This is a genomic window from Klebsiella michiganensis (assembly GCA_000963575.1).
In the GTDB taxonomy this organism is placed as follows: Bacteria; Pseudomonadota; Gammaproteobacteria; order Enterobacterales; family Enterobacteriaceae; genus Cedecea; species Cedecea michiganensis_A.
In genome coordinates this window covers 1,092,870-1,118,201 of sequence record CP011077.1, presented here as the reverse complement: position 1 = coordinate 1,118,201, position 25,332 = coordinate 1,092,870, and the positions used below count along the sequence as shown (strand labels likewise).

At 55.8% G+C, this 25,332-nt stretch carries 29 protein-coding genes and 4 pseudogenes; 24 read left to right on the top strand and 9 right to left on the bottom strand.

Annotated features, from left to right (window positions below; genetic code table 11):
• The first annotated feature begins 129 nt into the window (after nt 1–129).
• Nucleotides 130–549: a hypothetical protein gene (locus VW41_05250; GenBank protein ID AJZ88488.1), complete on the top strand. Its 420-nt coding sequence runs from the start codon at nt 130–132 to the stop codon at nt 547–549.
• Nucleotides 550–904: 355 nt separating this feature from the next.
• Here VW41_05250 and VW41_05245 read toward each other — a convergent pair.
• A pseudogene (locus VW41_05245) lies at nt 905–1,279 on the bottom strand (hypothetical protein).
• Between the two features lie 95 nt (nt 1,280–1,374).
• A complete protein-coding gene (locus VW41_05240; GenBank protein ID AJZ88487.1) occupies nt 1,375–2,205 on the bottom strand; it encodes a hypothetical protein in 831 nt (276 codons plus the stop codon).
• A gap of 141 nt (nt 2,206–2,346) precedes the next feature.
• Between VW41_05240 and VW41_05235 the strand changes: the two are divergent.
• Nucleotides 2,347–2,610 (top strand): annotated as a pseudogene (locus tag VW41_05235) (hypothetical protein).
• A 69-nt stretch (nt 2,611–2,679) separates the two neighbouring features.
• On the opposite strand, the gene VW41_05230 reads toward VW41_05235, so the two are convergent.
• The 3 genes and pseudogenes from VW41_05230 to VW41_05220 all read right to left on the bottom strand — a co-directional run bounded on the left by VW41_05230 (nt 2,680) and on the right by VW41_05220 (nt 4,638).
• The gene (locus VW41_05230; GenBank protein AJZ88486.1) at nt 2,680–3,042 is read right to left on the bottom strand and encodes a hypothetical protein; all 363 of its coding nucleotides are present in this window, start codon (nt 3,040–3,042) and stop codon (nt 2,680–2,682) included.
• Nucleotides 3,043–3,275: 233 nt separating this feature from the next.
• Nucleotides 3,276–3,932: pseudogene (locus tag VW41_05225) on the bottom strand (hypothetical protein).
• Between the two features lie 364 nt (nt 3,933–4,296).
• Nucleotides 4,297–4,638: a DNA-binding protein gene (locus VW41_05220; GenBank protein AJZ91865.1), complete on the bottom strand. Its 342-nt coding sequence runs from the start codon at nt 4,636–4,638 to the stop codon at nt 4,297–4,299.
• A gap of 172 nt (nt 4,639–4,810) precedes the next feature.
• On the opposite strand from VW41_05220, the gene VW41_05215 reads away from it, so the two are divergent.
• From VW41_05215 to VW41_05205, 3 genes are all read left to right on the top strand, one after another.
• Nucleotides 4,811–5,161, top strand: coding sequence for a membrane protein (locus tag VW41_05215; protein AJZ91864.1), 351 nt, complete (start codon nt 4,811–4,813; stop codon nt 5,159–5,161).
• 8 nt (nt 5,162–5,169) lie between these two features.
• Nucleotides 5,170–5,574: a hypothetical protein gene (locus tag VW41_05210; GenBank protein AJZ88485.1), complete on the top strand. Its 405-nt coding sequence runs from the start codon at nt 5,170–5,172 to the stop codon at nt 5,572–5,574.
• 218 nt (nt 5,575–5,792) lie between these two features.
• Complete coding sequence (locus VW41_05205; protein AJZ88484.1) at nt 5,793–6,077, top strand: membrane protein; 285 nt, start codon at nt 5,793–5,795, stop codon at nt 6,075–6,077.
• 31 nt (nt 6,078–6,108) lie between these two features.
• Here VW41_05205 and VW41_05200 read toward each other — a convergent pair whose 3' ends face one another.
• The gene (locus VW41_05200) at nt 6,109–7,395 is read right to left on the bottom strand and encodes a membrane protein (protein ID AJZ88483.1); all 1,287 of its coding nucleotides are present in this window, start codon (nt 7,393–7,395) and stop codon (nt 6,109–6,111) included.
• Nucleotides 7,395–8,303, bottom strand: coding sequence for a LysR family transcriptional regulator (locus VW41_05195; protein ID AJZ88482.1), 909 nt, complete (start codon nt 8,301–8,303; stop codon nt 7,395–7,397). The genes VW41_05200 and VW41_05195 overlap by 1 nt, the downstream gene beginning before the upstream one ends.
• 165 nt (nt 8,304–8,468) lie before the next feature.
• Here VW41_05195 and VW41_05190 point away from each other — a divergent pair.
• The 3 genes and pseudogenes from VW41_05190 to VW41_05180 all read left to right on the top strand — a co-directional run bounded on the left by VW41_05190 (nt 8,469) and on the right by VW41_05180 (nt 10,288).
• A pseudogene (locus tag VW41_05190) lies at nt 8,469–9,241 on the top strand (sugar dehydrogenase).
• A 21-nt stretch (nt 9,242–9,262) separates the two neighbouring features.
• Nucleotides 9,263–9,763, top strand: a complete 501-nt coding sequence (locus VW41_05185; protein AJZ88481.1) for a hypothetical protein — start codon at nt 9,263–9,265, stop codon at nt 9,761–9,763.
• Nucleotides 9,764–9,856: 93 nt separating this feature from the next.
• Nucleotides 9,857–10,288 carry a universal stress protein UspG gene (locus VW41_05180; GenBank protein ID AJZ88480.1) on the top strand — a complete coding sequence of 144 codons (432 nt, stop codon included), beginning with the start codon at nt 9,857–9,859 and terminating at the stop codon, nt 10,286–10,288.
• A 44-nt stretch (nt 10,289–10,332) separates the two neighbouring features.
• On the opposite strand, the gene VW41_05175 is transcribed toward VW41_05180, so the two are convergent.
• Together VW41_05175 and VW41_05170 are read right to left on the bottom strand one after the other, a co-directional pair.
• Nucleotides 10,333–11,718 (bottom strand): deaminase, encoded by a 1,386-nt coding sequence (locus VW41_05175; protein AJZ88479.1) that lies wholly within the window; start codon nt 11,716–11,718, stop codon nt 10,333–10,335.
• Between the two features lie 49 nt (nt 11,719–11,767).
• Nucleotides 11,768–12,373 carry an ankyrin gene (locus tag VW41_05170; protein ID AJZ88478.1) on the bottom strand — a complete coding sequence of 202 codons (606 nt, stop codon included), beginning with the start codon at nt 12,371–12,373 and terminating at the stop codon, nt 11,768–11,770.
• 178 nt (nt 12,374–12,551) lie between these two features.
• On the opposite strand from VW41_05170, the gene VW41_05165 reads away from it, so the two are divergent.
• The 16 genes from VW41_05165 to VW41_05090 all read left to right on the top strand — a co-directional run bounded on the left by VW41_05165 (nt 12,552) and on the right by VW41_05090 (nt 25,331).
• On the top strand, nt 12,552–13,481 hold the full coding sequence (locus VW41_05165) for a LysR family transcriptional regulator (protein AJZ88477.1): 930 nt from the start codon (nt 12,552–12,554) through the stop codon (nt 13,479–13,481).
• A 91-nt stretch (nt 13,482–13,572) separates the two neighbouring features.
• Nucleotides 13,573–14,157, top strand: a complete 585-nt coding sequence (locus tag VW41_05160; protein AJZ88476.1) for a hypothetical protein — start codon at nt 13,573–13,575, stop codon at nt 14,155–14,157.
• On the top strand, nt 14,150–14,491 hold the full coding sequence (locus VW41_05155) for a hypothetical protein (protein AJZ88475.1): 342 nt from the start codon (nt 14,150–14,152) through the stop codon (nt 14,489–14,491). The genes VW41_05160 and VW41_05155 overlap by 8 nt, the downstream gene beginning before the upstream one ends.
• On the top strand, nt 14,475–15,356 hold the full coding sequence (locus VW41_05150) for an alpha/beta hydrolase (protein ID AJZ88474.1): 882 nt from the start codon (nt 14,475–14,477) through the stop codon (nt 15,354–15,356). The genes VW41_05155 and VW41_05150 overlap by 17 nt, the downstream gene beginning before the upstream one ends.
• 5 nt (nt 15,357–15,361) lie before the next feature.
• On the top strand, nt 15,362–15,811 hold the full coding sequence (locus VW41_05145) for a hypothetical protein (GenBank protein ID AJZ88473.1): 450 nt from the start codon (nt 15,362–15,364) through the stop codon (nt 15,809–15,811).
• 218 nt (nt 15,812–16,029) lie between these two features.
• Nucleotides 16,030–16,752: a DeoR faimly transcriptional regulator gene (locus VW41_05140; GenBank protein AJZ88472.1), complete on the top strand. Its 723-nt coding sequence runs from the start codon at nt 16,030–16,032 to the stop codon at nt 16,750–16,752.
• 272 nt (nt 16,753–17,024) lie between these two features.
• Nucleotides 17,025–17,276, top strand: a complete 252-nt coding sequence (locus VW41_05135) for a membrane protein (protein ID AJZ88471.1) — start codon at nt 17,025–17,027, stop codon at nt 17,274–17,276.
• Between the two features lie 234 nt (nt 17,277–17,510).
• Entirely contained in the window at nt 17,511–18,098 is a 588-nt protein-coding gene (locus tag VW41_05130; GenBank protein AJZ88470.1) for a sulfate ABC transporter substrate-binding protein, read from the top strand.
• A gap of 48 nt (nt 18,099–18,146) precedes the next feature.
• Nucleotides 18,147–20,558, top strand: a complete 2,412-nt coding sequence (locus VW41_05125; protein ID AJZ88469.1) for a formate dehydrogenase — start codon at nt 18,147–18,149, stop codon at nt 20,556–20,558.
• 11 nt (nt 20,559–20,569) lie between these two features.
• Nucleotides 20,570–21,454, top strand: coding sequence for a formate dehydrogenase (locus tag VW41_05120; GenBank protein AJZ88468.1), 885 nt, complete (start codon nt 20,570–20,572; stop codon nt 21,452–21,454).
• Entirely contained in the window at nt 21,441–22,097 is a 657-nt protein-coding gene (locus VW41_05115) for a formate dehydrogenase (GenBank protein ID AJZ91863.1), read from the top strand. The genes VW41_05120 and VW41_05115 overlap by 14 nt, the downstream gene beginning before the upstream one ends.
• A gap of 213 nt (nt 22,098–22,310) precedes the next feature.
• Nucleotides 22,311–22,571 (top strand): hypothetical protein, encoded by a 261-nt coding sequence (locus VW41_05110; protein ID AJZ88467.1) that lies wholly within the window; start codon nt 22,311–22,313, stop codon nt 22,569–22,571.
• A gap of 33 nt (nt 22,572–22,604) precedes the next feature.
• Complete coding sequence (locus VW41_05105; GenBank protein AJZ88466.1) at nt 22,605–23,372, top strand: signal peptide protein; 768 nt, start codon at nt 22,605–22,607, stop codon at nt 23,370–23,372.
• A gap of 93 nt (nt 23,373–23,465) precedes the next feature.
• On the top strand, nt 23,466–23,732 hold the full coding sequence (locus tag VW41_05100) for a membrane protein (protein ID AJZ88465.1): 267 nt from the start codon (nt 23,466–23,468) through the stop codon (nt 23,730–23,732).
• Nucleotides 23,733–23,754: 22 nt separating this feature from the next.
• Entirely contained in the window at nt 23,755–24,585 is an 831-nt protein-coding gene (locus VW41_05095; GenBank protein ID AJZ91862.1) for a hypothetical protein, read from the top strand.
• Nucleotides 24,582–25,331 carry a hypothetical protein gene (locus VW41_05090; protein ID AJZ88464.1) on the top strand — a complete coding sequence of 250 codons (750 nt, stop codon included), beginning with the start codon at nt 24,582–24,584 and terminating at the stop codon, nt 25,329–25,331. Before VW41_05095 ends, VW41_05090 begins: the two co-directional genes overlap by 4 nt.
• Nucleotide 25,332: the final 1 nt, after the last annotated feature.

Sequence of the window (25,332 nt, the reverse complement as noted above, 5' to 3'; positions counted from 1 at the left end):
TTTTATCTAAAGCAGCGACGTTAAATAAAATGAAATTACTTTAATAGGGCTTCCAGCAATCCCCCGTTACGTTCGCAGGGCTTCTTACATAAATGTTCGCGGTGCTTCTGACACAGGAAATGTAACGAGATGAAAAAGACAACGCGAAAATTTAAACACACCGTGCTTGCTGTGGCGCTAGCAATCGGAGTGGCTGGCACAGGGATTGCCGCCACAGTAGCCAGCCCCGCAGTCACGGAGGGGGCTCGTACCACGGCAACAGGTGATGCCTCAATTGCGCTCGGGGTCGAGCGCCCGGAGGCTAACGGGAGTGACAGCATAGCGGCGGGTGATAGCCCGCCAGCCGTTCCTCCGGCAGGTGAGAGCGGCTCCGGGGTCGCTAAAGATAGCGCGGCATCAATCGACAGTCGCAAAACGGCGACTGACCCGGACACTAAAGAGGCTGCCGGTAAAAAAGCACCAGTTAATCAGAGCGCGAAAAACATGGCCGACAAAAAGCGGCGATTGATAAAGCAAATACGGCGATTAGTGATAGCAAAAAAGCAGTAGACAAGGCACAGCCCACCGCGGACGGAGTCACTCCCGCCGCAGGTAAAGCGCAAAACGCCGCCGATAACGCAACGGCCAGGGCAGAAATACACCAACTCGCGCAGATTATGTAAAAGATGCCGCAGCCAGTGGCGCCGGGGGCATCTGGGTTCTTTCTCAGGAACGGTTCTTTCCACGACGCCAGCGCGGTAGCGATGAGGTTTCCACCGCCGTCGAGGGCGGCGGTGTGATGAAAATATGCAGGACGGCCAACACTCAAGGAGACTCCGGTTTAGTCCCCGATGTGGACGGGCAGTTCTAACGGTTTGCTAGCCCTCTCCCCCCCTTGAAGCCGCAGTGATGCGTAAAGAGAGGGCTAGCTTTTTAAACAAAAAACAAAGGGGACAGCAGTGCCGGCGAAAATATAGCCTTGCCCCTGCCTGTAAACCCCAAAGTTATGCGAGATATCGGGAGTATAAAAAAACTTCGGCAGTAGTATGGCCAGCTCTCTCTCATTCGCAGTGTCTGAGGGCAAAACGTCTACCTTATTCGAAGTGAGATTGAGCGTTATCCCGTAATGAGAATAACCAAAAAACACCTTACGGTTTATAACCCCAGAGCCCCCGGCTGTACGGGGGTAACTCCCATTTATCAGCATAACCCCGTGCCCGTTGGCGGCGCGAAACTTCATTACTCCGGTCAGGTAAAGGTCATCGACTGAAATGTTCAAATCTGCATTGCACGAAATATCATTAACTACAGCGGGGGCGCTTTCATGCCCAAAAAAATAGCCAGTGGCGGCTACAGCGACAAAGGCGGCGGTGCAGATGGCATACAAACGAACTTTCATTTTGCACTTTCCAGAAAGAATTTAGAGCGGCAGCCCGGCTTGCTCCCGGCAATATTAGCCACGCAGCTGATCACCGAAAAACGGTTAACGCCGGCGTAGGCAGTGACGTAGTTAAATGCCCGCTGGTCACACTCTAACAGGCCATTTTTTAAGATCTGCTCCAGCCTTTTTCGAGGCATGTTGGCGTTAATGTAAACCTTGCACCCTGTCGCGCTTGTTGGGGCAAGTTCGTAGTTTTCCATGTAGTTTGGCGTGTTGTAGCGGCCAAAGGTGAAGGCAATTGCCCACAGGACGACGACCGAGGCCATAGAAGACACCGCAATAGCAAAAATGACCTTGGTTCTGGCTTTGGAGAGCTCATCACTCGGCGGGTTTTCTAAGGCTTCCGGTACATCTGAGGCTTCTGAGGTTTCAGGTATGTTTTTTTGATTAAGTGAGTCGGTGTTATCGCTGACAGGTTCTTCATCGAGCCGCGTGACCTTGATACAGAGGGCCAGCGTCATGCCCCGGCGTGGGATGGTGACGACAACGTCGTCACACAGCCCCAACTGGGTAAAGGCCCGGCGTATGAGGCTAATGTTCTGGTAAACGGTATGCGTAGAAACGAGCATCCCTTTTTGCTTCCAGACGCGATCTAATAGTTCATCTTGCGGCAAGATAGTGCCCTGATTCTCTATTAGCAGCTCCAGGCAACTACTGGTGGGGGTGTGGAGTAATACTTGCTCGGTGGTTTGCTTTTCCGGATTCGGTGGCTCGCCGATAAGCGTCAATGTTCGCGCATCGGTATCGAATACGATCAGATTATTCAAAAGGTACTTTCCCAGCATAAATTTCCCTTTAATAGAAAAGTTAAGAAAAATCCTACCACATATTTTAAAAATGTTGGTTTAAAAATCTAAATACCAGGTGTAATGAAGCATTAATCTCGCTACTGTTGTGACTTTTTTTAAGCATAAGGACGGTGAAACATGGCGCTACTTAGCGTAATTGAGGCGGCGCAGCAGGCAGGTGTATCCCGCAAGACAATTTACCGCCATCTTGAGAGTGGCAAACTCTCCGCTGCCGTCACCGACGACGAACACACAAAGATAGAGACGGCTGAGCTTCTCCGGGTTTATGGCGAGCCGCAAGAGGCAGAGGACGAACCGCCGGTATACGTCGGAAAGCTGTTAGCGCAACTGACCAAAATGCAAGAGCAGATCGACGAGCTAACCAGTGAGATAGCCGACCTAAAGACCACGCTAGCAAAGCCGCAGCCTAAAGGCGTTTTCGGCTGGATGAAGCCACACCGGAAAAGCTAACTAGCTGACGAACTGCAGTTCGACCAAAGCCAAAGCAAGCACTCCCCACAGCACCGGGAAAATAAAGTATTCGAGCACAGAAAAACGCCTCTCGGGTGCTCTCTTTAGTGGCTGCTGCGGGATAAGGTGAGCGGTAGCCGATACGCGCGGCGGCTGGGGCAAAACGCCCTCGCTCGCCTCGTTAAACCACCTGCGCGCCGGGCTACCCGTGTCGAGTAACCCGCCGTCAACGCCGTAGAGCCTCTCCCACCCGATGCGCTCACATTCGACGCATTGCCGCCAGGAGATGGTTAGCCTGTCTTGCCCTTGCCCTTGCCCGTGGTGTGCATCTTGCCGGCGCATGTAGCCACCACAAATGCACATCACTCCCCGCCCCGGCGAAGGATGTCCGACTTCTCGGCAGCTTCGTAAAACCATTCCGTCGCCTTCTCGCCTTCCTCCAGCAACTCACCGCTTTTGAGGCTATACAGCTTCTCTTCGCCGCTATAGCCGCAGAACAGGCAAGTGACGTAGCTAAGCCGCATATCTGCTCGCGCACACCGGCTAGTGCAAGACTCTAATTTTCCTCCACAATTGCATTTAATCCCCCCAGCGCCAGGGCAAAGAACAAGACCACTCCGCAAGTAGTCGGCCACGTCGGCGGCGGGCGTGCCGGAATTCAGCCGGGCGAGCCCTTCGTTAATAACATGGTGTCGAATTTGTTCAATCTCTGCGGTGTAGGTCAGGCATTCCAGCTCCTGAGGCTCACGGCCAAGCGCTTGCCTGATGTACTCGGCGTTATCCGCCAGACGCGCCGAGTAGGCGTTAACGGCGTCGTTAGCGACCAGGTCGTTAATTAGCTTCCCTTCAATATGCCTGAGCACCTCACACAGCCGCTCCGGGGAGCCTGACCTATGCCCGGAGGTTATGCACCGGCGCAGGAGTTCCTTTTTCCCGGCCTCGAAAACGGCGCGCCTGCCCGGATCGCTCTCGCCTTGTGCTTTCAGAAAGTCGGTAACGTCGCAGCGCTCGATGTACGGCAGAACAGACAGGAGGCGCAACCGGCGAGCGGCTGTCAGCGCGGTCACATCAAAATAGGGGTGATATAGCGGCGGGGCATCGCTGCACCCGTAGTTGTCGGCGATGAAGAGCGCGCGATATTCGTCTAACACATGCTCGTAGATTGGGAGAGAAGGCCGAACGCCGTAGAGTGCTTTGATCTCATGTTTTAGCGCGTCTTTTTCTGCGCCGCTTTTAGGTAAAATGTTGTTCATAGCTAAAATCCTTCACGTAGCAGTAATCCCCCCGCTGAAAGCGGGCGGCGAGTGATGCGAAGGCAAAGCCAAAAAGAAAAGAAACGCGCCACTTTGGGCGCTATTAAGTTGCATTAAAACAATCGTTCTTTGAACGGAGCGGCAACAAAAGCCAAAAAGAAAGACGCGAAACGTCACGTAGGGGGAAAGCTGCGGCGGTCAGTTCACCTGCGGCCTGAATTCGGACAAGATTTGCCTGAGCGTCTGCCGCTCAGCCTTCTTCAGCCGAAGGATAAATACTCCATTCTGGCTTGCATACGCGGGCCGCCGTCTCTCCGGGGACTGGATATCGCCCCATGGCGCCACCCGCCTTTTACAATTAATATCAGCGAGATAAATAAAACTCATAGATAACGGCGAGAGTGAAAATTACGTTTATTATCACGGTTATAAAAAACCAGCGTCTAAAGGGCTGTTTCTGCGTTTTGTGGCGAAAGACCTGCTGAGCAAAAATAGCCCCCGGCCAGCCCCCCACCAGACCGAAGATAAGCAACGTTGCCTCCGGCACGCGCCGCCAGCCTTTTACCGCAGCCAGCTTGTCACCCCCGTAAACCAGCAGCGTGAGCACATTCCCCAGCAAAAACCACATCACCAAAGAGTGAGGCATAAAAGCGCTGCCCGCAGCGGCGAGCGCCAGAAGAAAATAACAGAAATGGTTAAGCGTCATTAAAATAGCCGTCGGGCCTACAATCAAAGAAAGTGCGGCAGTATAGCCAACAAACATCCCGTCAGGATTGTGTTTTATGCAATACTTCTGAGCAACCAATGGAAATGGCGGCATGGCAGCCTGCGGACACCCTACCCGCTGCGTCACCCCGGCAAGTAAGGTACGTACCATGATGGAATTTTACAGGCTCCTAAAGCGCCTGCGTGAAGAAAAGCCGCCCCAGGATAACGTCTCCAAAGCAAAGCAAGTCCTGACGGAAAACACTCAGGTGCTTTACGGCATTTTTGGCATGATTGATACCTCGGGTTATTTTCCCCCATTAGCCTTTCTGAATAGCTTTTTTATGGCGGGGAGCGATCCCTGCGACCAGGACGGAAGAATGGCGCCGTGGCGACCTTTTTCCCTGAATGAAGCAGAATATGGTGAGGTCAAAGCATGGTGGATAGCATCCCGGCCCGGCACCGTAGAGTCAGCGCTGAACTGTGAGAGCTGGGATGATTGGGTGCAAATTATACTGGAGTAAACGAACAGATGTGCAATTGCCAGGCGCTCCCCGCCTACGTCGCTGATATTTCTTATGGGCAAAATAGATTTCAGTTTATCGGGGAACATCTGCATGCAGATTATTTCATGCCTCCCGATAGCGAGCATTTTTCTCCGGCTCTGGACTACTCACAAAATCAATATCTCTGCCTGGAATGTGGCCAACAATGGTATTTCGAGTGTGCACCTGAACAGACATCTTTTCCCCTGTTTGCTTTAAAGCTGATATCTGACGCAGAGCCCGGCGTGACGGAGATCAACGCCGCAAAACAGTTTCTCGCCATTCTTGCCCATGATGGTTTTGCGTCTGAAAAATGCCGGATGAAGGGCTGCGAAAACTTTAAATTAAAAGGGCGTGAAATGTGCCATTTACACCTCAGGTTTCCCGACTAAGCTCCGCAAAATAGTTAGCTGATTAATTATTTCATTAGAAACAAAGTGGATTTGTATCTTATTGAATATTCAAGGATCGCCCGCAAGTAATTGTGGCAGATGACACGCTCTTTTACTTTTCCCCGCCCGCGCCCGCTTCACACCGCAGTAGACTTAACGGTACCGCCACCTCCTTATGGAGCTGGCCCCCAAAACGCTTATGTCAGCAGGTGAATAACATGCACAAAGCCATCAAAATGCTGCTTGCCAGCTCGATTTGCTTGCCTTTATTCGCCGCAGCGGCCGACCCCGTGATTCCCTGGGCCGACAACAGCGGTGGAACCGAAAGCCAGCACATCGCCGCCATGGGGCAAAACCTTAACGGCCAGCACCAGGCCATCAGCAAAACACAGGAAGGCGTCTGGGCGGACAACAGCGGCTCAATCAGCGCTGACGAACAGGCATTAAGCAGCAGCAAACCTGCTTTCGCAGGAGACCCAAAACTTATGCCCCATCAGGGCTAGCCACGCTGCACGGGGCCTGCCGCCCCGTGCATTAAAACCGCAGCCCCCAGCCCTCAATCACCCCCGGCAGTTGTGAAAGCAAATAGAGCACCAACCCGACCGATCCGCCAACCAGCGTGCCGTTAATGCGAATAAACTGCAGATCTTTACCGATGTTCAGTTCAATTTGGTGAGACATGTCTTTTGCGTCCCAGCTTTTTACCGTGTCGCTAATGTGCCGGGTGAGAAAGGCAGAGAAATCCGGCGCAATATGCCGGGCGGCCTGCTCAAGGTGCTCATTCAGCGAGGCCCGGAGCGAAGCATCGGCCATTAGCGTTTCTCCCAGCCATTGCCCCGCTTCGGCAATGCGCTGTTGCACCCGCGAGTCATCGCTGGCGATATCTGTTTTCAGCCAGCCCCGCAGGTCGTTCCAAAGCTCGCCGAGGTAGAGATTAAACTTCTCATCCTCCTTCAGGTAACTTTTGATAGTTTCCCCTTTGGCAGCCATTTCCGGGTCATTTTTCAGGCTGTCGATAAGTCGCTGCACGGCACGGTCAAACGCCCGACGAAGCTGATGCGTCTTGTCCTGGCTCACGTCATCCAGAAGAGAGTTAACGGCGTCGGACACCAGATCTGCGCTTTGCTCGCCCAGCCATTCGGTGGGCAGCACCCGGGCCTTAACCGGGTGCTCCGTTTCCAGCCAGTGGACGATTTGGCGGGCAATAAATTCCCGGCTGGCCGGTTTCTCCAGCAGCGCCAGCAACTGAGCTATCACCGAGTCCAGCAGCGCCTGATGGCGGTTATTTTTGGTCAGACTTTCCAGCAGCAGCGCGCTGGAATAACTGAGATCGACTTTATCAATGGCTTTATGCACCGCCCGGCGAATCAGCCCCTGGATCCGCGTATCGTCCGTCAACGATAGCCACGCCTCCATCACCCTGAGCAAGTGCCGCCCTACCTGCTGAGCATTTTCGGGCTGACGGAACCAGGTTCCCATCATCTGCGCCGGTTCATGGCGACGGATCAGGTCAATCAGCGACTGAGTGTCCAGAAACTTTTCCTGCACGAACTTGCCAAGATTCTCGCCGATACGGTCTTTATTACGCGGAATAATGGCCGTATGACGGGCGATAAAGGGGATCGGCACGCGGCGAAACAATGCGACCACCGCAAACCAGTCCGCCAGGGCACCGACCATCGCCGCTTCAGAAATAGCTTTCAGGCCGCTTATCCAAAAATTGGGAGGCAAAAATAAGGTCGCGACAAACGTCGCGGCAGCAATCAGTAAGAGTGAGAGTGCCAGCCGTTTGGCGCGCTTTAATTCGGTGAGTTTTTCCATTATTTAAGCGTAGCGCCCGTCTCTGCCACCAGCCAGTCATGGAACAACGTGACCTCCGGGCGGCGGCTGGATCGTTCTGAACGAACAATAAAATAAGACCAGGTCAGCGGCCATTTGTGCTGCGGGAAAAGCTGGCGCAACTGCCCGAGGTCGATCAGTTGCTGCACCAGCGCCCGGCGTACAACCGCCACACCACGCCCGCTAAGTGCCGCCAGAATAACAGCTGACGTAGAGTTAATGTGCAGGCCATTTTGCTCGCATAACGCTACGCCGATATTCCGGGAAATCGTTTCCCAGTCCGGGAAATTCGCCCCGGGATGCGGCGTATCATCGTAGATAAGCTTCTGTTTTGACAGCCAGTCCGCTTCGGTGACGCCGGTCAGCAGCTGCGGGCTGCAGACAATTACCGCCTCTTCATCCATTAACCACGTTGACTGCAAACCGGGCCAGTTGCCAGGGCCGCAGCGTATGCCGACGTCGGCCTCGCCGTGCAGCACATCGGTCAATTTTTCCGTGACGTTAAGGCGCAGGTCAATGTTGTCATACTGTTCGGAAAAGCGGTTCAGGCGCTCCATCAGCCAGTTCATCATCTGTACCTGAGAAGCGGTTATCACCACCACGGCGCGGGCTCTGGCGCCGCGCAGCTTATTCAGCCCCAGCTCGAGGCTGTCCAGCCCAACGGTAATGTCCCGCAGCGCCTCCTTCGCCTCTTCCACTAAGGTAAGTCTCTCTTTCCCGCTGCGGGTGCGGTGCAGCAGCGGATGGCCGACCCATTCCTCCAGCGAGCGCACCAGTTGGCCCACCGCAGCTGGCGTGACCCCCAGTTCTTCTGCCGCGCCGGTAAAACTGCCGTGGCGCGCCGTGGCTTCAAAAGCGTGCAGCCATTTCAGGCGATTTAGCGATCTCATGTTTTCTTTTCCGCAAAGGGCGACATACCGACAAGATAGTTTTTCTTTCTCGATATGCAAGTTCTTATGCTTCGTCAGGCACAAATGGTTTTGGCATTCTGTCGCCATTGTGAAGCGTCGCAGCAGGCAGCTTCATCTTATTAAACTCAAATATACGAGGTCATCATGTCTCTATCATTCGCAGGTAAGAAACTTTTAGTTGTTGGCGGCACCAGCGGTATGGGTCTGGAAAGCGCCCGTCAGGTGCTGGAAAACGGCGGCAAAGTTGTGCTGGTCGGGAATCGCGCCGAGAAAGCTGAACAGGCACGCCAGGCGCTGTCTGCCCTCGGCGAAGATCCGTCATCGTCGCGGACCTGATGAGCAGCGAAGGGATGCACAAAGTGATGCACACGATTAACGCCGAACACCGCGACATCAGCCTGCTGGTAAACGCCGCCGGGGTCTTCTTCCCGAAAGCCTTTACCGAACACGAAGAAGCGGATTACGACATGTACATGAACATTAACCGCGCAACCTTCTTCATTACCCGTGAAGTGGTGAAAAACATGGTTGCCGCCGGGATCAAAGGCTCAATCGTCAACATCGGCTCCATGTGGGCACAGCAGGCCATCGGCGCGACGCCATCTTCAGCCTACTCGATGGCAAAAGCCGGTTTACATGCGCTGACGAAGAATCTTGCCATTGAGCTGGGTTCTCACGGCATCCGCGTCAATGCGGTTTCTCCTGCCGTGGTGCATACGCCAATTTACGAAGGCTTTATTCCGAAAGAGGATGTGGCGGACGTGATGGGCAGCTTTGATAGCTTCCACCCTATCGGCCGCGTAGGCACCCCACGCGACGTCGCAGGAGTGGTTAGCTTCCTGTTGTCCGACAATACCACCTGGGTGACCGGCGCGCTGTGGGACGTTGACGGCGGCGTGATGGCAGGTCGCAACTAGGTACGACTTTCCTTCTCCCGTATGGGCTGTGCTTGGTCACAAATACCCGCTATGAAAGAGCGGCTCAGGGGAATCACCGTCATTCCCCTGAGAACCCGGACTCCCGGCGAAATAAATCGACCGCTGAAGCGGCAGACCTCCGTTTTAGCCCCGCTGTATGTCTGGTACGAACTTCAACCGCAGCATCGTTTCTGGTTTTCCCCCTCACCCCGGCCCTCTCCCCAAAGGGGAGAGGGGGAAAGCAAGCGGTGGCGAGTTTTTTATCCCTTCTCCCCAAAGGGGAGAGGGGGAAAGCAAGCGGTGGCGAGTTTTTTATCCCTTCTCCCCAAAGGGGAGAGGGAGAAAGCAAGCGGTGGCGAGTTTTTTTATTCCCTCTCCCTCCGGGAGAGGGTTAGGGTGAGGGGAAACCGCAATGCGGTGGGTGAAGTCAGTCCCGGGTTAAAAGCGAGGCCCTGGTTCCGGCTTCAATCCAGCATAAAGAATCAAATAGCCCCTCCCCCTGTCTTCATCCCAAAAGAGTGAAAACGAAAAAATGCCTTATTTCCCCGCCAGATCACGGCGAAACAGCATCGTTAATGCCAGGATGAATGAAACGTGACCAAAAGGAGATGAACGATGTATAAAACCATCTTAATGCCGGTGGATGTTTTTGAAATGGAGCTCACGGATAAAGCAATTCGCCATGCCGAATACCTGGCGAAAGAGTCTGAGGGCACTATCCACCTTCTGTACGTTCTGCCTAAATCCCCGCTGTTTAATACCCACGGCTTTTCCTCTGACATCCGTAAATTCGACGAGTATCTGAAGAAAAACGCCGAAGAAAAAATGGAAGAATTGCGGGGGCATTTCTCACTGCCTAAAGAGCGAGTGGTGCTGGAGATTCGCTACGGCTCGGTGCGGGATGAAGTTAACGAGGTCGCGCAGGAAATTCATGCGGATGTGATTATTGTTGGTTCGAAGAATCCGTCTATTTCTACTCACCTGCTCGGCTCCAACGCTTCCAGCATTATTCGCCACGCCCGTTTCCCGGTGTTTGTTGTGCGGTAAAATGCCCATAAATAGCCTGCTTTCGCAGGCTATTTTGTCCCGCATTAAATCACGCTTCCCCAGACTAAATTGCCCTGATGGAAGGTGGCGGTACGCGGCGAAATACGCGCCACGGCTTCCGCAGAACAGGATGCATCCACCAGCACAAAGCTCGCCTCGTCCTGCACCTTCGGCCACACCTGTTTACCTTTATCGTCCAGCGGCAAAATATTGCCGGTGGCAATGGCCAGCGAACGCGACAGGCTAAGCTCGCTCGGGCGAACGTAGAGTTGCGCATAGAGGTTGGCTTTTTCCAGCATGTCGCCCAGGCCGTACGGCGACCAGTGATCGATCACGCTGTCGGTGCCGGTCATCACCAGCACGCCTTTTTGCTGGAGCTGCTTCAGCGGCATATGCAAAGTCCCGATGGGGACGGTAGACGCGATGCTAATCTGCTGGGCGGCCATACGCGTTGCAATATCATCCACCTGCTGTGGCGTAAGGGTAGCCAGCGCAAAGCCGTGGCTGATGGTCAGTTTGCCTTTAAGCTGCGGCGTTTTCTCTACCGTTTCCACCATGTAATTCACCGCCGCTACGCCCGCCGGGCTGGTTTCGTGCAGGTGAATGTCCACGCCTTTGTCGTAATCCAGCGCTATCTGGAACATGGTATCGAGCGATTTCTCCATCGCGCCATCCACGTTGGTGGGATCCAGGCCGCCCACGTAGTGCGCCCCCGCCTGCATCGCCTCCCGCATCAGCGGTTCAGATTTTGACAGAAGCAAACCGTGCTGTGGAAACGCAACAATTTCACAGTTCAGGCCTGACTTTCGCTCTGCCAGCACCGCCTGCAGGTTTTCAAGGTTTTTCAACCCGGAAACGGGCTCGATGTTGCAGTGGCTGCGGGCAATCGTTGAGCCTTTGGACTGGATAAGATCGATGAGCTTTCCGGCGCGCTCGCGGGTGTAGGGCTGCAGCTCAGGCAGAATTTTACGCTCGTAGGCAATCATATCCATGATGGTGGTGCCTTCCGGGCGGTTATGTACCTGCCACGGGCCGCCGTAGAACGTCTTGTCCAGGTGGATGTGCATATCACGCATTGCCGGCAGCAGCAGCTTACCGCCCGCATCATACGCGTGAAGCGCGCTGTCAGGATGCAATTTGTTGGCGCTAATTGCCGCAATTTTGCCGTCTTTGATTTCTAACGTGTGCAGTTCGGTGCGGGTGCTGACGGCGGTTTCGCCTTCATAGTTAAACCCGGTTTCCAGCCGCACATTGTCGAGGTAGTAATGTTTTTCGCTGATGGCATTCATTTGGCGGCTGCTCTCACAAGCGGTGGCGGGTGTTTTTGCGGCCCAGGCTGCGGTGCCGGTAGCCCCAAACAGCGCACAGGCGGCGGCGACTTTGCCGCCCCCGCTGATAAAATCGCGACGGCTTTTTTCAATCTCAGTCATTATTATTTTTCTACCCAGAGTGTGATGGTGGTTGTCAGGGATGTTGCGGCTATGCGCCCGCGTCTCTCAGTAGCTGAGCGATTGCGCGGTAGCCTTTTTCTTCAGCCAATTCCAGCGGCGTTTTGCCGTATTTATCGGTCATATGCGGGCTGGCACCGTGTTCCAGCAGCAGGGAGACAATCTCCTGCTGCTTTTTGCCGCCGTCGTTCAGCACGATGGCCTCAAGCAGCGGCGTCCAGCCGAGGAAGTTAGTGTGGTTGACGTTAATCTCGGTGCGCGCCAACAGCTCGCGAACAATCTCAAGGTGCCCTTTCTCGCTGGCAGGCGTAATGCCTACCCCGCCAAAGCGGGTTAAGCGAGTCAGGTCAGGCTTCGCGGGTAACAGCAGGCGTAACAGTTCAAGATCGTTATTCAGACAGCTAATCAGGAAGGGATTAAAGCAGGTTTCATCCTGGTGATTAATGTCCGCACCGGCCTCAATAAGCAGCGCCACGCAGTCATATTTTTGGTTCAGGCTGGCAATGGTGATAGCCGTTCTGCCCTGCCGGTTGGTGGCGTTAACATCCACGCCCTGCGCCAGGCATGTTCTAAGCGTTGCCGCGTCTCCGTTCAAAGCCGCCGTCAGAAACCCGGTAACCCGTTCTTTGTCAGACATAATGTTCTCCTGTCGTTCGCGGTTAATGCTGAAATTCGAGAATAACAACGCCCTGCCGGGATGAACATCCGCTTAAAAAAGATTCATCGCTAATGTCGCTATTGTTGAATGCGTTTCAATAATCCTTTTCAGAATGTGTCAAACTCCCCGCATCACGCGTCATCGAAGGGAGCACGGAATGAACTCCATCTTTACCGAAGAGAATTTGCAGGCCTTTACCTGTGCCGCCCGCTACGGCAGCTTCAGCCGTGCGGCCGAAGAGCTGGGCGTGACCACCTCCGCCATCAGCTACACCATAAAACGCATGGAAACCTGGCTCGGTGCGCCACTGTTTATCCGCAATACCCGCAGTATTGAACTGACAGAATCCGGGCTCTACCTTTACCGGAAGGCCAGCGACTTATTGAATGATTTTCAAGGGATCCGCCGGGGTATTGAGACTATTTCGCAGGGGATCGAAGCCAAAGTCAGGATTTGCATTAACCACCTGCTATACACGCCTCACCACACGGCGAGGCTGCTGAATATTTTGAAACAGCAGTTCCCCGGCTGCCAGATTGCCATCACCACCGAGGTGTACAACGGCGTCTGGGACGCGATGCTCAACAATCAGGTGAATATTGCGATCGGCGCACCGGATTCGCTGCTGGGCGGGGGCGGGATTGACTACACGGAGATTGGCGTCATCCACTGGGCGTTCGCCGTCGCGCCAGATCACCCTCTCGCCACGGCACAGGAACCCATCCCCGAAAGCCAGCTCAGGCTGTACACCAATATCATGGTGGAAGACACCGCCTCCACCATAAATAAAAAAGTGGGCTGGCTGCTGCATGGCCAGGAAACCGTGGTAGTGCCGGACTTCCCGACCAAATGCCAGTGTCAGATTTTGGGCGAAGGCATCGGTTTTTTGCCGGATTACATGGTGCGTAGCGAGGTAGAAAACGGCCGGCTGACGATCCGCCAGGTACATAACCCGCGCCAGCATTCCCGCATGTTACTTGCTACCCAGCACGCGGCGACGGGGCAGGTCACCCGCTGGATCAAAAAGCAATTTCGTCCCGGTGGCGTTCTGGCAGCGTTGTACCAGGATTTGATGCACCAGGCCTAAACTCATCGGACTATTTTACCCGGGTATAATTGACAAGGTTAACGCCTGCCGATAGGCTGTTATTTTTACCCGGATAAAATAGGTGCTACCCATGCCTCCAGTCACCCTCACCGCCTTTCTACAGCGGCGGCAGATTGCCCACGGCAACCTGAGTGAAATCCTGCAGCAGATAAAGGCCACGCCAATCGGCAACGAGTCGGTTTTTATCTTCAACGATCAAACCGGTAAACGGCTGGATATCCACCCCCACGGGGACGAAGCCAGCGCCCTGACGGCTTACCCGGAACTGGCCGAACAGCAACCCGAAGAGTCCGCCACGGTTAAAACTCGCGGCAGGCCAAAACTTGGCGTATCGGCGAAGGAGGTCACCCTGCTGCCGCGCCATTGGGAGTGGCTGGCTACGCAGCCGGGCGGTGCCTCTGCGACCTTGCGCCGGCTGATCGAGCAGGCCAGAAAAGCCAGCGAGCCGGCGGACAACAAACGCCGTAGGCACGAAAGCGCCTACCAGTTTATGCATGAGGTGGCGGGCGACCTGCCCGAGTATGAAACTTGCCTGCGCGCGCTGTTTGCCGATGACGAAACGGCCTTTAATGCCGCGATGACGGACTGGCCGCAGGATATTCGCCGCTATGCGGCAACGTTAGCTTTCGGTAAACAGGAGCCCAAAAATGACTGAAGCCATAAATAAAAAAGACCTGAAGCAGAGCTATAAAGACAGCCCCACAACGGCCGGAATTTACCTGATCGCCAATACGCAAACCGGCCACAAGCTGCTGGCCAGCGCCGCAAACGCACAGGGCGTGTTAAACCGCCATTTGTTTGAACTGAAATTCGGGCAGCACCGCAATAAGGCGCTGCAGCACGCCTGGAATCAATACGGTGAGCCCGCGTTCGAGTTCACCGTGCTCGAAAGAGTAAAACCGGACGAGCAAAACGTGAACGCCGCGCTGGAGAAGCTGCTGGAAACCTGGCAGCAAAAACTGAGGATCGCCCATGAGCACTGCTACTAACCTGCCGGTCTCCCTCTACTTCGACGCCTTTGGCGAAAAAACCCACCCGGCCATCGTGCTATTGCCGGGCCTGGGCAGCCAGAGCATTAGCTGGTCTCAGGGCTTCTGCCAGCGCCTGGCCGACGCCGGGTTCTTCATTTTACGGGTCGATAATCGCGACTGCGGGCTGTCTCCCATGATGAACCACGCGGGCGTACCCAATCTGCAGGCGCTCTCCCAGGGCCAAAGCATCCCCATCGCCTATACGCTCCGGGACATGGCGGCAGACGTTGCCCTCACGCTGGACAACGCCGGTATTCCGGCGGCGCACATTGTTGGCCGCTCAATGGGCGGCATGATTGCCCAGCTTTTTGCCGCGCGGTATCCGCAAAAAACGCGGTCTCTGTGCGCCATCATGTCCAGCACCGGCAATCCGCAGCTCCCGCCTCCGGCCCCGGATGTGATGGCCATGCTAATCGGGCCGAAGCCGGATCCGCATTCACATCAAAGCGCCTGGCTTGAGCAGCAGCTCGCTTTCTTCAGGCGGATTGCCTCCACGCACATCCCGTTTGACGAGCAGTATTACACGGCGCTGTTAACAACCTCGCTGGCGCGCGCCAGTTCGATGCCCGGTATGCTGCGCCAGATTGCGGCCATGGCGGCCACCGGCGATCTCCGCCTGGAGACAAACCGGATCGCAGCCCCCACGCTGGTGATCCACGGCACGCGCGATCCGCTCTTCCCGGTAGAGGCCGGGCAGGACATTGCCAGGGCAATCCCCGCCGCAAAATTGCAGCTCATTGAAGGCATGGGCCATGAAATCCCGCCCGCGCTGGAAGAAGAAGTGGCCTCCCTGCTTCTCGCGCATTTCGCTATCGGGAAATAACGGGAATGATTATGGCCACGTCCTCAAACGCAGCACCTTATCTGCAGCCAACCCAGGAGGCCGGACGCAATTTTATTATGAAAAAAATTCCCGGGGAGGTTTATATGCTTAACCTCCTGCGTTTTCGGGAAATTGCGGATTATTCGGCTACTCCAGAGTTAATGCCGCTCAGGCCCGTTAGCGGCGCGGAAGCTTTTCAGCGTTATATACAGCACACGCTGCCTTTTTTACGCCAGAGCGGCGGGGATATTACTTTTCTTGGCAGCGCTGGGGACTGGCTGATTGGCCCGCCGGATGAGCGCTGGGACTGCGTCATGCTCGTGCGGCAAAATAGCCAGGCGGCTTTTCTGGCTTTTGCGGACAATGAGGCGTATCTCCAGGGAATTGGCCATCGCGCGGCGGCGCTGGAAGATTCTCGCCTTTTACCCATTACTCAAGGCGATGCCTTGATATGAGTAAAGGCTTATAGAAAAAGCGGGTACGCCCTGTTTTAGCACTATCAATTACAATTATTCACAGAAATTATTTATCACTAACAAATAAACGCTTTTTTAATTCTATTAAATAGCAATTCATGCGCTTGTAAATTTAATAAATTGCTAATCCTTTATCGATATGAAATTAATTAGCGTTCACCTGCAGACCAATAAATTTTATTTAGGGGTTAATTCTGATGTCAGAAATTATTTCAACACCCATTACTTATCAAGTCGAGAATCAAACCTTTGAAGGCGCACTGGTCTACCAGGAAAACCAAAGCGCTGCGCGGCCAGGTATTCTGATAGCCCCCAACTGGATGGGCGTGAGTACCGGCGCGGTTGAACAGGCTAAAGGGATCGCCGCCCAGGGCTATGTGGTACTGGTTGCCGATCTTTACGGCCAGGGTCAGCGCCCGACCAACGCCGATGAAGCTGGTGCCCTGATGATGGGTGTGAAGGATACCCCGGCAGAGGTTGGCCGCATGCAGGCCGCGCTGGACACGCTTGCCACGCAGAAAACCGCAGCCGTCGACGGCAGTAAACTGGCTGTCGCAGGCTTTTGCTTCGGCGGGCACTGCGCGCTCGAACTGGCAAGAAGCGGGGCGGATATCAAAGCGGCGGTTTCTTTCCACGGCACGCTCAACACCCTAAAAACGCATGCCGCCGGAGAGATCAAAGCCTCTATTCTGGTGCTGGACGGCGCGGAAGACCCGCTGGTGCCGCGCGAACAGCTCAGCGAGTTTGTCAGTGAAATGAACGCCGCATCGGTAGACTGGCAGCTGGTGAGCTACGCCGGCGCCGTGCATTCATTCACCGACCCGGGTGCGGACGTTGAAGGCGTGGCGAAATACCACCCGGAAGTGTCAAAACGCGCTTTCACCCAGATGTACACGCTGCTGCACAACGTTTTTAACTGATGCTCAGGGCCTCTGTTCTCAGGGGCCGCTCAAACTGCTGCCCAACCTCTGGCGAGAGAAGAAATACCAGAAGGTTAGTTAAAAATCAGGAAAATCAATTCATTGATTTTCGGCTGATAGCCACAAAGAGGGAAAAACCACGCTTTTTTCCTCTTTGTCAGCACTCGCAGCGGCCTCTGTTCTCAGGGGCCGCTTTCCCTCTTTTCTCAAATGGTTTACACCCGGGTACACTTTCCTGGACAATAGCCTTTTAACCTCAGGCTAACAACGTCATGAACCATCCACATCAAGCGCTGCTAAGCGCGGGCGGCATTTTGCTGCTGGCCTTTCTTTCATGCCTGCTGCTCCCGGCCCCGGCGTTAACGCTGACGCTGGCACAAAAGCTCATCGACACTTTCCACCTGGTCGACCTCAGCCAGCTCTACGTGATCTTGTTCTGCATCTGGTTCCTGGTTTTGGGCACCATTGAGTATTATCTGCTGCGCTTTATCTGGCGTCGCTGGTTCTCGATTACCCGTATCTGACCCAAAGTCTTCAGCGTGCCGTTTCCCCGATAAACGGCACCGCTTCTGACCGCATCGCTTTACTCCCCTTTTATCTTCCTCAGGCACACGCCGGTATTATCCCCACCTGATAACCACTAACACCAAAGGGGTAATCGCCTACCCAATGTTTATCGAATTGATTTCACGCAATATCTGAATGGCTATAGCTGTTATTTTCGCCCGCACTAAAAACGTCGTAACAATGAGGTGACGATGAACGTCAGTCGCAGGAAGTTTTTCAAAATCTGCGCCGGCGGAATGGCAGGTACAACGGCGGCGGTGCTGGGCTTTGCCCCAAAAGCCGCGCTGGCGGAAACGCGCAACTACAAGCTGCTGCGTGCAAAAGAGACTCGCAATAGCTGTACTTACTGTTCTGTTGGCTGTGGTTTATTGATGTATAGCCTGGGAGATGGCTCGAAAAACGCCAAATCCAGTATTTTCCATATCGAAGGGGATCCGGATCACCCGGTTAACCGCGGCGCGCTATGCCCGAAAGGCGCCGGGCTGCTCGACTACATTCACAGCGATAATCGCCTGCGCTACCCGGAATACCGCGCCCCGGGGTCAGACAAGTGGCAGCGCATCAGTTGGGATGAGGCATTCTCACGCATTGCGCGCCTGATGAAAGACGATCGTGACGCCAACTTCATCGAGAAGAATGAGCAAAACGTGACGGTTAACCGCTGGCTTTCCACCGGGATGCTGTGCGCCTCGGCGGCCAGTAACGAAACCGGCATGTTAACCCAGAAGTTTGCCCGTTCGCTGGGCATGCTGGCGGTAGATAACCAGGCGCGCGTCTGACACGGACCAACGGTAGCAAGTCTTGCTCCAACATTTGGTCGCGGTGCGATGACCAACCACTGGGTTGATATCAAAAACGCTAACGTGGTAATGGTGATGGGCGGCAACGCCGCTGAAGCCCACCCGGTCGGATTCCGCTGGGCGATGGAAGCCAAAAATAACAACGACGCCACGCTGATTGTGGTCGATCCGCGCTTCACCCGCACGGCATCGGTAGCAGATATCTACGCGCCGATTCGCTCCGGCACCGACATTACCTTCCTGTCGGGCGTGATTCTGTACCTGATCTCCAACAACAAAATCAACGCCGAGTACGTCAAACACTACACCAATGCGGCCCTGCTGGTGCGCGAAGACTTTACCTTTGAAGACGGCCTGTTCAGCGGCTACGACGAAGAAAAGCGCCAGTACGACAAAACCACCTGGAACTACCAGTTTGACGAAAACGGCTTTGCAAAGCGTGATGACTCGCTAACCGATCCGCGATGCGTCTGGAACCTGCTCAAAGAGCACGTATCCCGTTATACGCCGGACGTCGTCGAGCATATCTGCGGCACGCCACGGGCAGACTTCCTGAAAATCTGTGAAGTGCTGGCCTCCACCAGCGCGGTGGATCGAACCACCACGTTCCTGTACGCGCTGGGCTGGACCCAGCACACGGTGGGCGCGCAGAACATCCGCACGATGGCGATGATCCAACTGCTGCTGGGCAACATGGGTATGGCGGGCGGCGGCGTGAACGCGCTGCGTGGCCACTCCAATATTCAGGGTCTGACCGACCTCGGCCTGCTGTCCACCAGTCTGCCGGGCTACCTCTCTTTGCCGTCCGATAAGCAAACCACGCTCGACGGCTACCTCGCCGCCAACACGCCAAAAGCCACGCTGCCGGGCCAGGTGAACTACTGGAGTAACTATCCGAAGTTCTTCGTCAGCCTGATGAAAACCTTCTACGGCGACCAGGCGCAGCAGGAAAACGGCTGGGGCTTTGACTGGCTGCCGAAGTGGGATCAGGCCTACGACGTGCTGAAGTACTTCGACATGATGGATCGCAATCTCGTCACCGGCTACCTGTGTCAGGGCTTTAACCCCGTCGCCTCGTTCCCGGATAAAAACAAGGTGGTCGCCAGCCTGAGCAAGCTGAAGTACCTGGTGATTATCGACCCGCTGGTGACGGAAACCTCCAACTTCTGGCAGAACCACGGCGAGATGAACGACGTTGATCCGGCGCAAATCCAGACCGAAGTGTTCCGCCTGCCTTCCACCTGTTTTGCGGAAGAAGATGGCTCCATCGCCAACTCGGGCCGCTGGCTGCAGTGGCACTGGAAAGGCGCGGACGCGCCGGGCGAAGCGCTTAACGACGGCGAAATTCTTGCCGGGCTTTACCACCAATTGCGCCAGATGTACCAGGCCGAAGGCGGCAAAGGCATTGAGCCGCTGATGAAAATGCGCTGGCACTACCACCAGCCCGATCGCCCCGAGTCCGAAGAGATAGCCAAAGAGAGCAACGGCTACGCGCTGGATGATCTGTTTGACGCCAGCGGCAACCTGCTGGCGAAGAAAGGCCAGCTGCTGGACTCCTTCGCGCTGCTGCGCGACGACGGCTCCACCGCCTCCGGCTGCTGGATTTACGCCGGGAGCTGGACTCGCCAGGGCAACCAGATGGCAAACCGCGATAACGCGGATCCGTCCGGGCTGGGTAATACGCTGGGCTGGGCGTGGGCGTGGCCAATGAACCGCCGCGTGCTGTATAACCGCGCCTCGGCGGATCTGCAGGGCAAACCCTGGGATGCGAAGCGCATGCTGATTGAGTGGAACGGCACGAAATGGGTCGGGAACGATATTCCGGACTTCAGCTCCGCCGCCCCCGACAGCGGCGTTGGGCCATTCATCATGCAGCAGGAAGGTCTGGGGCGCCTGTTTGCCCTCGACAAGCTTGCCGAAGGGCCGTTCCCTGAGCACTACGAACCGTTTGAAACGCCGCTGGGGACTAACCCGCTGCACCCGAACGTGGTTTCTAACCCGGCGGCGCGCCTGTACGAAGCGGACGCTAAACGCATGGGCCGCAGGCAGCAGTTCCCGTATGTCGGCACGACTTATCGCCTGACCGAGCACTTCCACACCTGGACCAAGCACGCGCGGCTTAACGCCATCGTGCAGCCGGAACAGTTCGTTGAAATAAGCGAAGGGCTGGCGAAGGCGAAGGGCATTGCGCACGGTGACCGGGTGAAAGTCAGCAGCAAGCGCGGCTTTATTAAAGCCGTGGCCGTGGTGACGCCGCGCCTGCAAACCCTGCGGGCGGGAGGCCAGGAAATCGAAACCATCGGTATTCCGCTGCACTGGGGCTTTGAAGGCGTGGCCCGCAAGGGCTATCTCGCCAACACCCTGACCCCGTCGATAGGCGACGCCAACTCGCAAACGCCGGAGTACAAGGCGTTTCTGGTCAACATTGAGAAGGCGTAAGGGAGAAAACAATGTCCATGCAATCTCAGGATATTATCAAACGCTCGGCGACCAACGGCTTCACGCCGCCGCCGCGGGCGCGTGACTTCAAGGAAGAGGTCACCAAGCTCATCGATGTCTCAAGCTGCATCGGCTGCAAAGCCTGCCAGGTTGCCTGCTCGGAGTGGAATGACATTCGCGACGAAGTAGGCCACTGCGTGGGGGTTTACGACAACCCCGCCGACCTGAGCGCCAAGTCCTGGACGCTGATGCGTTTTTCGGAAACCCGTGAAAACGGCAGGCTGGAATGGCTGATCCGCAAAGACGGCTGTATGCACTGCGAAGATCCTGGCTGCCTCAAGGCCTGCCCGTCGGCCGGGGCGATTATTCAGTACGCCAACGGCATCGTGGACTTCCAGTCCGAGCACTGCATCGGCTGCGGCTATTGCATCGCTGGCTGCCCGTTCAACGTTCCTCGCCTGAACAAAGACGATAACCGCGTTTATAAATGCACCCTGTGCGTTGACCGCGTGAGCGTGGGCCAGGAGCCCGCCTGCGTGAAAACCTGCCCCACCGGCGCGATTCGCTTTGGCACTCGCAAAGAAATGCTGGAAATGGCAGATCAGCGCGTTGAGAAGCTGAAAAAACGCGGCTTTGAGCAGGCGGGCGTTTACAACCCGCAGGGCGTGGGCGGCACGCACGTCATATACGTGCTGCACCACGCGAACCAGCCGGAGCTGTACCACAACCTGCCGAAAGAGCCAAAAATTGATACCCCAATCAACCTGTGGAAAGGCATTCTGAAGCCGCTCTCAGCCGCAGGGTTTGTTGCCACCTTCGCGGCCCTGATTTTCCACTATGTCGGGATCGGACCAAACGAAGAGGTGGACGAAGACGAGGCAGATAAGCATGAGTAAGATGATCCTCAGAACGAAATTCATCGACCGGGCCTGCCACTGGACGGTGGTGATTTGTTTCTTCCTCGTGTCGCTATCCGGCATTGCCCTGTTCTTCCCGACGCTGCAATGGCTGACGGAAACCTTCGGCACGCCGCAGATGGGGCGTATTCTTCACCCGTTCTTTGGCGTGGCTATCTTTGTGGCGCTGATGTTTATGTTCGGGCGCTTCGTGCATCACAACATTCCCGATAAGCAGGATTTACCCTGGCTGAAGGGGATCGTTGAGGTGCTGAAAGGCAACGAGCATAAAGTGGCGGATGTGGGCAAGTACAACGCCGGGCAGAAGATGATGTTCTGGAGCATTATGAGCATGATCTTCGTGCTGCTGGTGACCGGGATTATCATCTGGCGGCCCTGGTTTGCGCACTACTTCCCGATGTGGATGATTCGCTACAGCCTGTTGGTCCACGCCGCGGCAGCCATTATTTTGATTCACGCCATCCTGATCCATATGTACATGGCATTTTGGGTGAAAGGGTCGATTAAGGGCATGATCGTCGGTAAGGTCAGCCGCCGCTGGGCGAAGAAGCACCATCCGCGCTGGTATCGCGCCATCGAGGCCGAAGAAGCCAAAAAAGAGAACCGGGAAGGCATCAAGTAGCCGCCCATTACCCCTCCTCCCGCCCGGGGAGAGGGGTTACCTCAGCAAGAAACAAAAGAATTGTGTTGTTTTGTATCCACATCCCCTGCTGCTAAACAACAAAACAAATCCCCTTTCCTCTGACACAGCCCACATACAAACCAGGCGTTAAATAAGCGCATCCGCCACCTTCCGGCGGCAACGTGTTCCACGACCTGATATGTGAGGCTTATGATGAAACTGTTCCGCAACGTTATTCTCCCGCTCGTCCTTGCCGCTGCTGTAGCGCCCGCTTTTGCTGCCAAAGAAGTCCATAGCGCCCAGGGCCTGGTCAAAATTGGCACCGTCTCAGAAAGCAGCAGCACCACCCTGTCCCTCGACCAGCTTAATGAAAAACTGGCTGAAAAAGCTGAAAAAGCCGGAGCCAGCGCCTGGCGAGTCGTCTCCGCTGGCGGCAACAACAGCTTCTTTGGCAGCGCCGATATTTACCGCTAATTAACCCCGTCCCTTTTAAAACAGGAAAAGAAGATGAAACCCACGCGTAAAACGCTGCTGGCGCTGGCTGCGGCTGGCCTGATGACCGGGTTTGCCGCCCAGGCGGAAACGCAGCACACCATCGTGTTAGTGCACGGTGCCTTCGCCGATGCGACCGGCAGTTGGGAGCAGGTGATCCCGGTGCTGCAAACGCGCCACTACGAAATCATCACCGCACAAATCCCGCTCACATCGCTGAAAGATGACGTAGCGGCGACCAAACGCGCCATCGCCCGTGCTAAAGGCGACGTTATTCTGGTCGGCCATTCCTGGGGTGGCACGGTCATTACCGAGGCCGGCAATGACCCGAAAGTTAAAGGGCTGGTGTACATCAACGCCTTTGCGCCATCGCCGGGTCAGTCGACGGCAGACCTGGCCAACAGCTTCCCCGCCCCGCCCGGCAGCGCAAAAATCATCAAGGGCGAGGACGGCTTCCTGAGCCTCGACCCGAAGGCCGTGGCCACCGACTTTGCTCAGGATGCGACGCCTGAGGCGCAGAACATTATCGGCATCACCCAGATGCCGATCGCCGCCGCAAGCTTCACCGAAAAAGTGACCACCGCTGCCTGGCAGCAGAAGCCAAGCTGGTTCCTGGTCGGCAGCAATGACCGGATGATTAACCCGGACCTGGAGCGGGCAATGGCGAAGAAAATCCATGCACACGTCACCGAGCTGCCGGTCAGCCATGTGCCGATGCTGTATGACCCGAGAAATGTCGCACGCACGATATTTAAAGCCGTGAATATTACTTCGGGGAATTAACTCGCCTTATTCAGTCAGGAGGAAATAACGCTCTCAATAATTAGTCGATTATTTACCGCCCCCTAATTTCATTTTAATTATCTGGAGAACACGATGAACCGTATTGCTATGTCCGCTATTGCCCTTTCTTTGGTGTCTTTCAGCGCGGCTTCTTTTGCCGCCGAATTAACCGGGCCAAACCTTGAGCGCTGCTTTGGAATAGCCAAAGCTGCAGATAACGACTGCAAAGCCGGCGCCGGCACCACCTGCGCAGGGACTTCTAAGGTCGATTACCAGAAAAATGCCTACAAGATGGTGCCGGCGGGCACCTGCACAGCGATCCAAACGCCAAATGGCCACGGCTCGCTGACCGAAGGTTAATAAAAGGGCCACTCCCATGACGATGACGCACCATTTAGGCGCCGGATTAGGCCTTAAGCCCGAGCATTACGCCGACGCCTGGGCCAGTCCATCAACACTCTGGTTCGAGGTTCACAGTGAAAATTATCTCATGGCGGGTGGCCCGCGCAGAGAGTGGCTGGCGGCCATCCGCCAGCAGCACCAGATCTCGCTGCACGGCGTATCGCTTTCGCTGGCGAGTGACGCGCCGCCGGATGCGCAGTTGCTCTCACAGCTACGAGCGCTTGTGACCGACCTTAAACCTGCCCTTGTTTCAGAGCACCTGGCCTGGTCGCGCTGGAACGGCATTTATTACCCTGACCTGCTGCCGGTGCCGAGGACTACGCGATTAATGCACCGCCTTGTCGATAACATTACCCGCACCCAGGACGCGCTTGGCTGCCAGATTTCACTGGAAAACCCCACGCATTATTTGCAGATGCCGGAACATGAGTGGGAAGAAATCGAATTTCTCGACGAAGTCAGCCGTCGGAGCGGATGCGGCCTGCTGCTGGATCTGAACAACGTCTGGCTTAGCGCCCACAATCTCGGCTTTGAGGCCACAACCTGGCTGAGCCGTTTCCCGGTCGAACGCGTCACGGAGATTCATCTGGCGGGCTTTAGCGTCGACGAAGGCGGCAGCTCTTTGCTGATCGACAGCCACGACCAGTCGATCTCCGAGGAGGTCTGGCTGCTGTATACGCACCTGATTCAGCGAGCGGGGGCAAAGCCCACGCTTATCGAACGGGATGACAACCTGCCCGCGTTTAGCGTGTTGCTGGCCGAGCAGCAGCGCGCTCAGCGCATCATCGACACAATGGGAGCCGCCGAATGAGCACTCAGTTAAGTCGCTACCACGAGGCATTTATTGGCCTGCTGTATGGCGAAGCACGCCCCGAACTTAGTCATCTCCAGCCGCAGCCCGGCCTTGCCGTTTACCGCAACGGCGTGATCAAAGCCTGCGTTGACGCCCTGGAAGCTAACTTCCCCAGCGTTTCGCGGCTTACCGGCAGCGACTTTTTCCGCGAAATGGCGCGCGGCTACGCGCTGGAACGGCCTCCACACGGAGGCGAACTGGTTCGCTACGGCGATGCCTTTCCCACCTTCATTAGCGCTTACCCGCCGGCCAGAGAACTGCCGTATTTAAGCGCGGTGGCCGAGCTGGACAAGCTGTGGCTGGACGTGTTTTGCGCCCCGGCCTCGGCTCCGCTGGATGTTCATGCCCTGGCCAATACCGCAGCAGACTCGTTGGGAACCACATCATTACGGCTGCGGGACAGCGTTCGCTGGTACTGGCACCCCACGCTGCCGGTGTTCACGCTCTGGGCGTTCAACCGCGAGCAAAAAGCTGCGCCGGAGACGATTCACTGGCAGGGGGAAGGCGCCCTGCTGGTTCGCCGCCAGCGGCACATTTTTGCCGACCCCTTAAGCCAGGGCGGCTCGGCCTTTCTGACCGCCTGCGGCCAGGGGGCAACCCTCGACCAGGCCAGTGAACAGGCGCTGGTTGCCGAGCCCACTCTCGCCCTCGGCCCTTTTTTCAGCCACCTGCTCAGCAGCGGCGTATTCGCCGCATGTGAATAAC

Bases quoted from the DNA above. Each gene is read 5' to 3' on its own strand.
- VW41_05250 (AJZ88488.1), top strand. From the start codon at position 130: ATGAAAAAGACAACGCGAAAATTTAAACACACCGTGCTTGCTGTGGCG.
- VW41_05240 (AJZ88487.1), bottom strand. From the start codon at position 2,205: ATGCTGGGAAAGTACCTTTTGAATAATCTGATCGTATTCGATACCGAT.
- VW41_05230 (AJZ88486.1), bottom strand. From the start codon at position 3,042: ATGTGCATTTGTGGTGGCTACATGCGCCGGCAAGATGCACACCACGGG.
- VW41_05220 (AJZ91865.1), bottom strand. From the start codon at position 4,638: ATGACGCTTAACCATTTCTGTTATTTTCTTCTGGCGCTCGCCGCTGCG.
- VW41_05215 (AJZ91864.1), top strand. From the start codon at position 4,811: ATGGAATTTTACAGGCTCCTAAAGCGCCTGCGTGAAGAAAAGCCGCCC.
- VW41_05210 (AJZ88485.1), top strand. From the start codon at position 5,170: ATGTGCAATTGCCAGGCGCTCCCCGCCTACGTCGCTGATATTTCTTAT.
- VW41_05205 (AJZ88484.1), top strand. From the start codon at position 5,793: ATGCACAAAGCCATCAAAATGCTGCTTGCCAGCTCGATTTGCTTGCCT.
- VW41_05200 (AJZ88483.1), bottom strand. From the start codon at position 7,395: ATGGAAAAACTCACCGAATTAAAGCGCGCCAAACGGCTGGCACTCTCA.
- VW41_05195 (AJZ88482.1), bottom strand. From the start codon at position 8,303: ATGAGATCGCTAAATCGCCTGAAATGGCTGCACGCTTTTGAAGCCACG.
- VW41_05185 (AJZ88481.1), top strand. From the start codon at position 9,263: ATGGGCTGTGCTTGGTCACAAATACCCGCTATGAAAGAGCGGCTCAGG.
- VW41_05180 (AJZ88480.1), top strand. From the start codon at position 9,857: ATGTATAAAACCATCTTAATGCCGGTGGATGTTTTTGAAATGGAGCTC.
- VW41_05175 (AJZ88479.1), bottom strand. From the start codon at position 11,718: ATGACTGAGATTGAAAAAAGCCGTCGCGATTTTATCAGCGGGGGCGGC.
- VW41_05170 (AJZ88478.1), bottom strand. From the start codon at position 12,373: ATGTCTGACAAAGAACGGGTTACCGGGTTTCTGACGGCGGCTTTGAAC.
- VW41_05165 (AJZ88477.1), top strand. From the start codon at position 12,552: ATGAACTCCATCTTTACCGAAGAGAATTTGCAGGCCTTTACCTGTGCC.
- VW41_05160 (AJZ88476.1), top strand. From the start codon at position 13,573: ATGCCTCCAGTCACCCTCACCGCCTTTCTACAGCGGCGGCAGATTGCC.
- VW41_05155 (AJZ88475.1), top strand. From the start codon at position 14,150: ATGACTGAAGCCATAAATAAAAAAGACCTGAAGCAGAGCTATAAAGAC.
- VW41_05150 (AJZ88474.1), top strand. From the start codon at position 14,475: ATGAGCACTGCTACTAACCTGCCGGTCTCCCTCTACTTCGACGCCTTT.
- VW41_05145 (AJZ88473.1), top strand. From the start codon at position 15,362: ATGATTATGGCCACGTCCTCAAACGCAGCACCTTATCTGCAGCCAACC.
- VW41_05140 (AJZ88472.1), top strand. From the start codon at position 16,030: ATGTCAGAAATTATTTCAACACCCATTACTTATCAAGTCGAGAATCAA.
- VW41_05135 (AJZ88471.1), top strand. From the start codon at position 17,025: ATGAACCATCCACATCAAGCGCTGCTAAGCGCGGGCGGCATTTTGCTG.
- VW41_05130 (AJZ88470.1), top strand. From the start codon at position 17,511: ATGAACGTCAGTCGCAGGAAGTTTTTCAAAATCTGCGCCGGCGGAATG.
- VW41_05125 (AJZ88469.1), top strand. From the start codon at position 18,147: ATGACCAACCACTGGGTTGATATCAAAAACGCTAACGTGGTAATGGTG.
- VW41_05120 (AJZ88468.1), top strand. From the start codon at position 20,570: ATGTCCATGCAATCTCAGGATATTATCAAACGCTCGGCGACCAACGGC.
- VW41_05110 (AJZ88467.1), top strand. From the start codon at position 22,311: ATGAAACTGTTCCGCAACGTTATTCTCCCGCTCGTCCTTGCCGCTGCT.
- VW41_05105 (AJZ88466.1), top strand. From the start codon at position 22,605: ATGAAACCCACGCGTAAAACGCTGCTGGCGCTGGCTGCGGCTGGCCTG.
- VW41_05100 (AJZ88465.1), top strand. From the start codon at position 23,466: ATGAACCGTATTGCTATGTCCGCTATTGCCCTTTCTTTGGTGTCTTTC.
- VW41_05095 (AJZ91862.1), top strand. From the start codon at position 23,755: ATGACGCACCATTTAGGCGCCGGATTAGGCCTTAAGCCCGAGCATTAC.
- VW41_05090 (AJZ88464.1), top strand. From the start codon at position 24,582: ATGAGCACTCAGTTAAGTCGCTACCACGAGGCATTTATTGGCCTGCTG.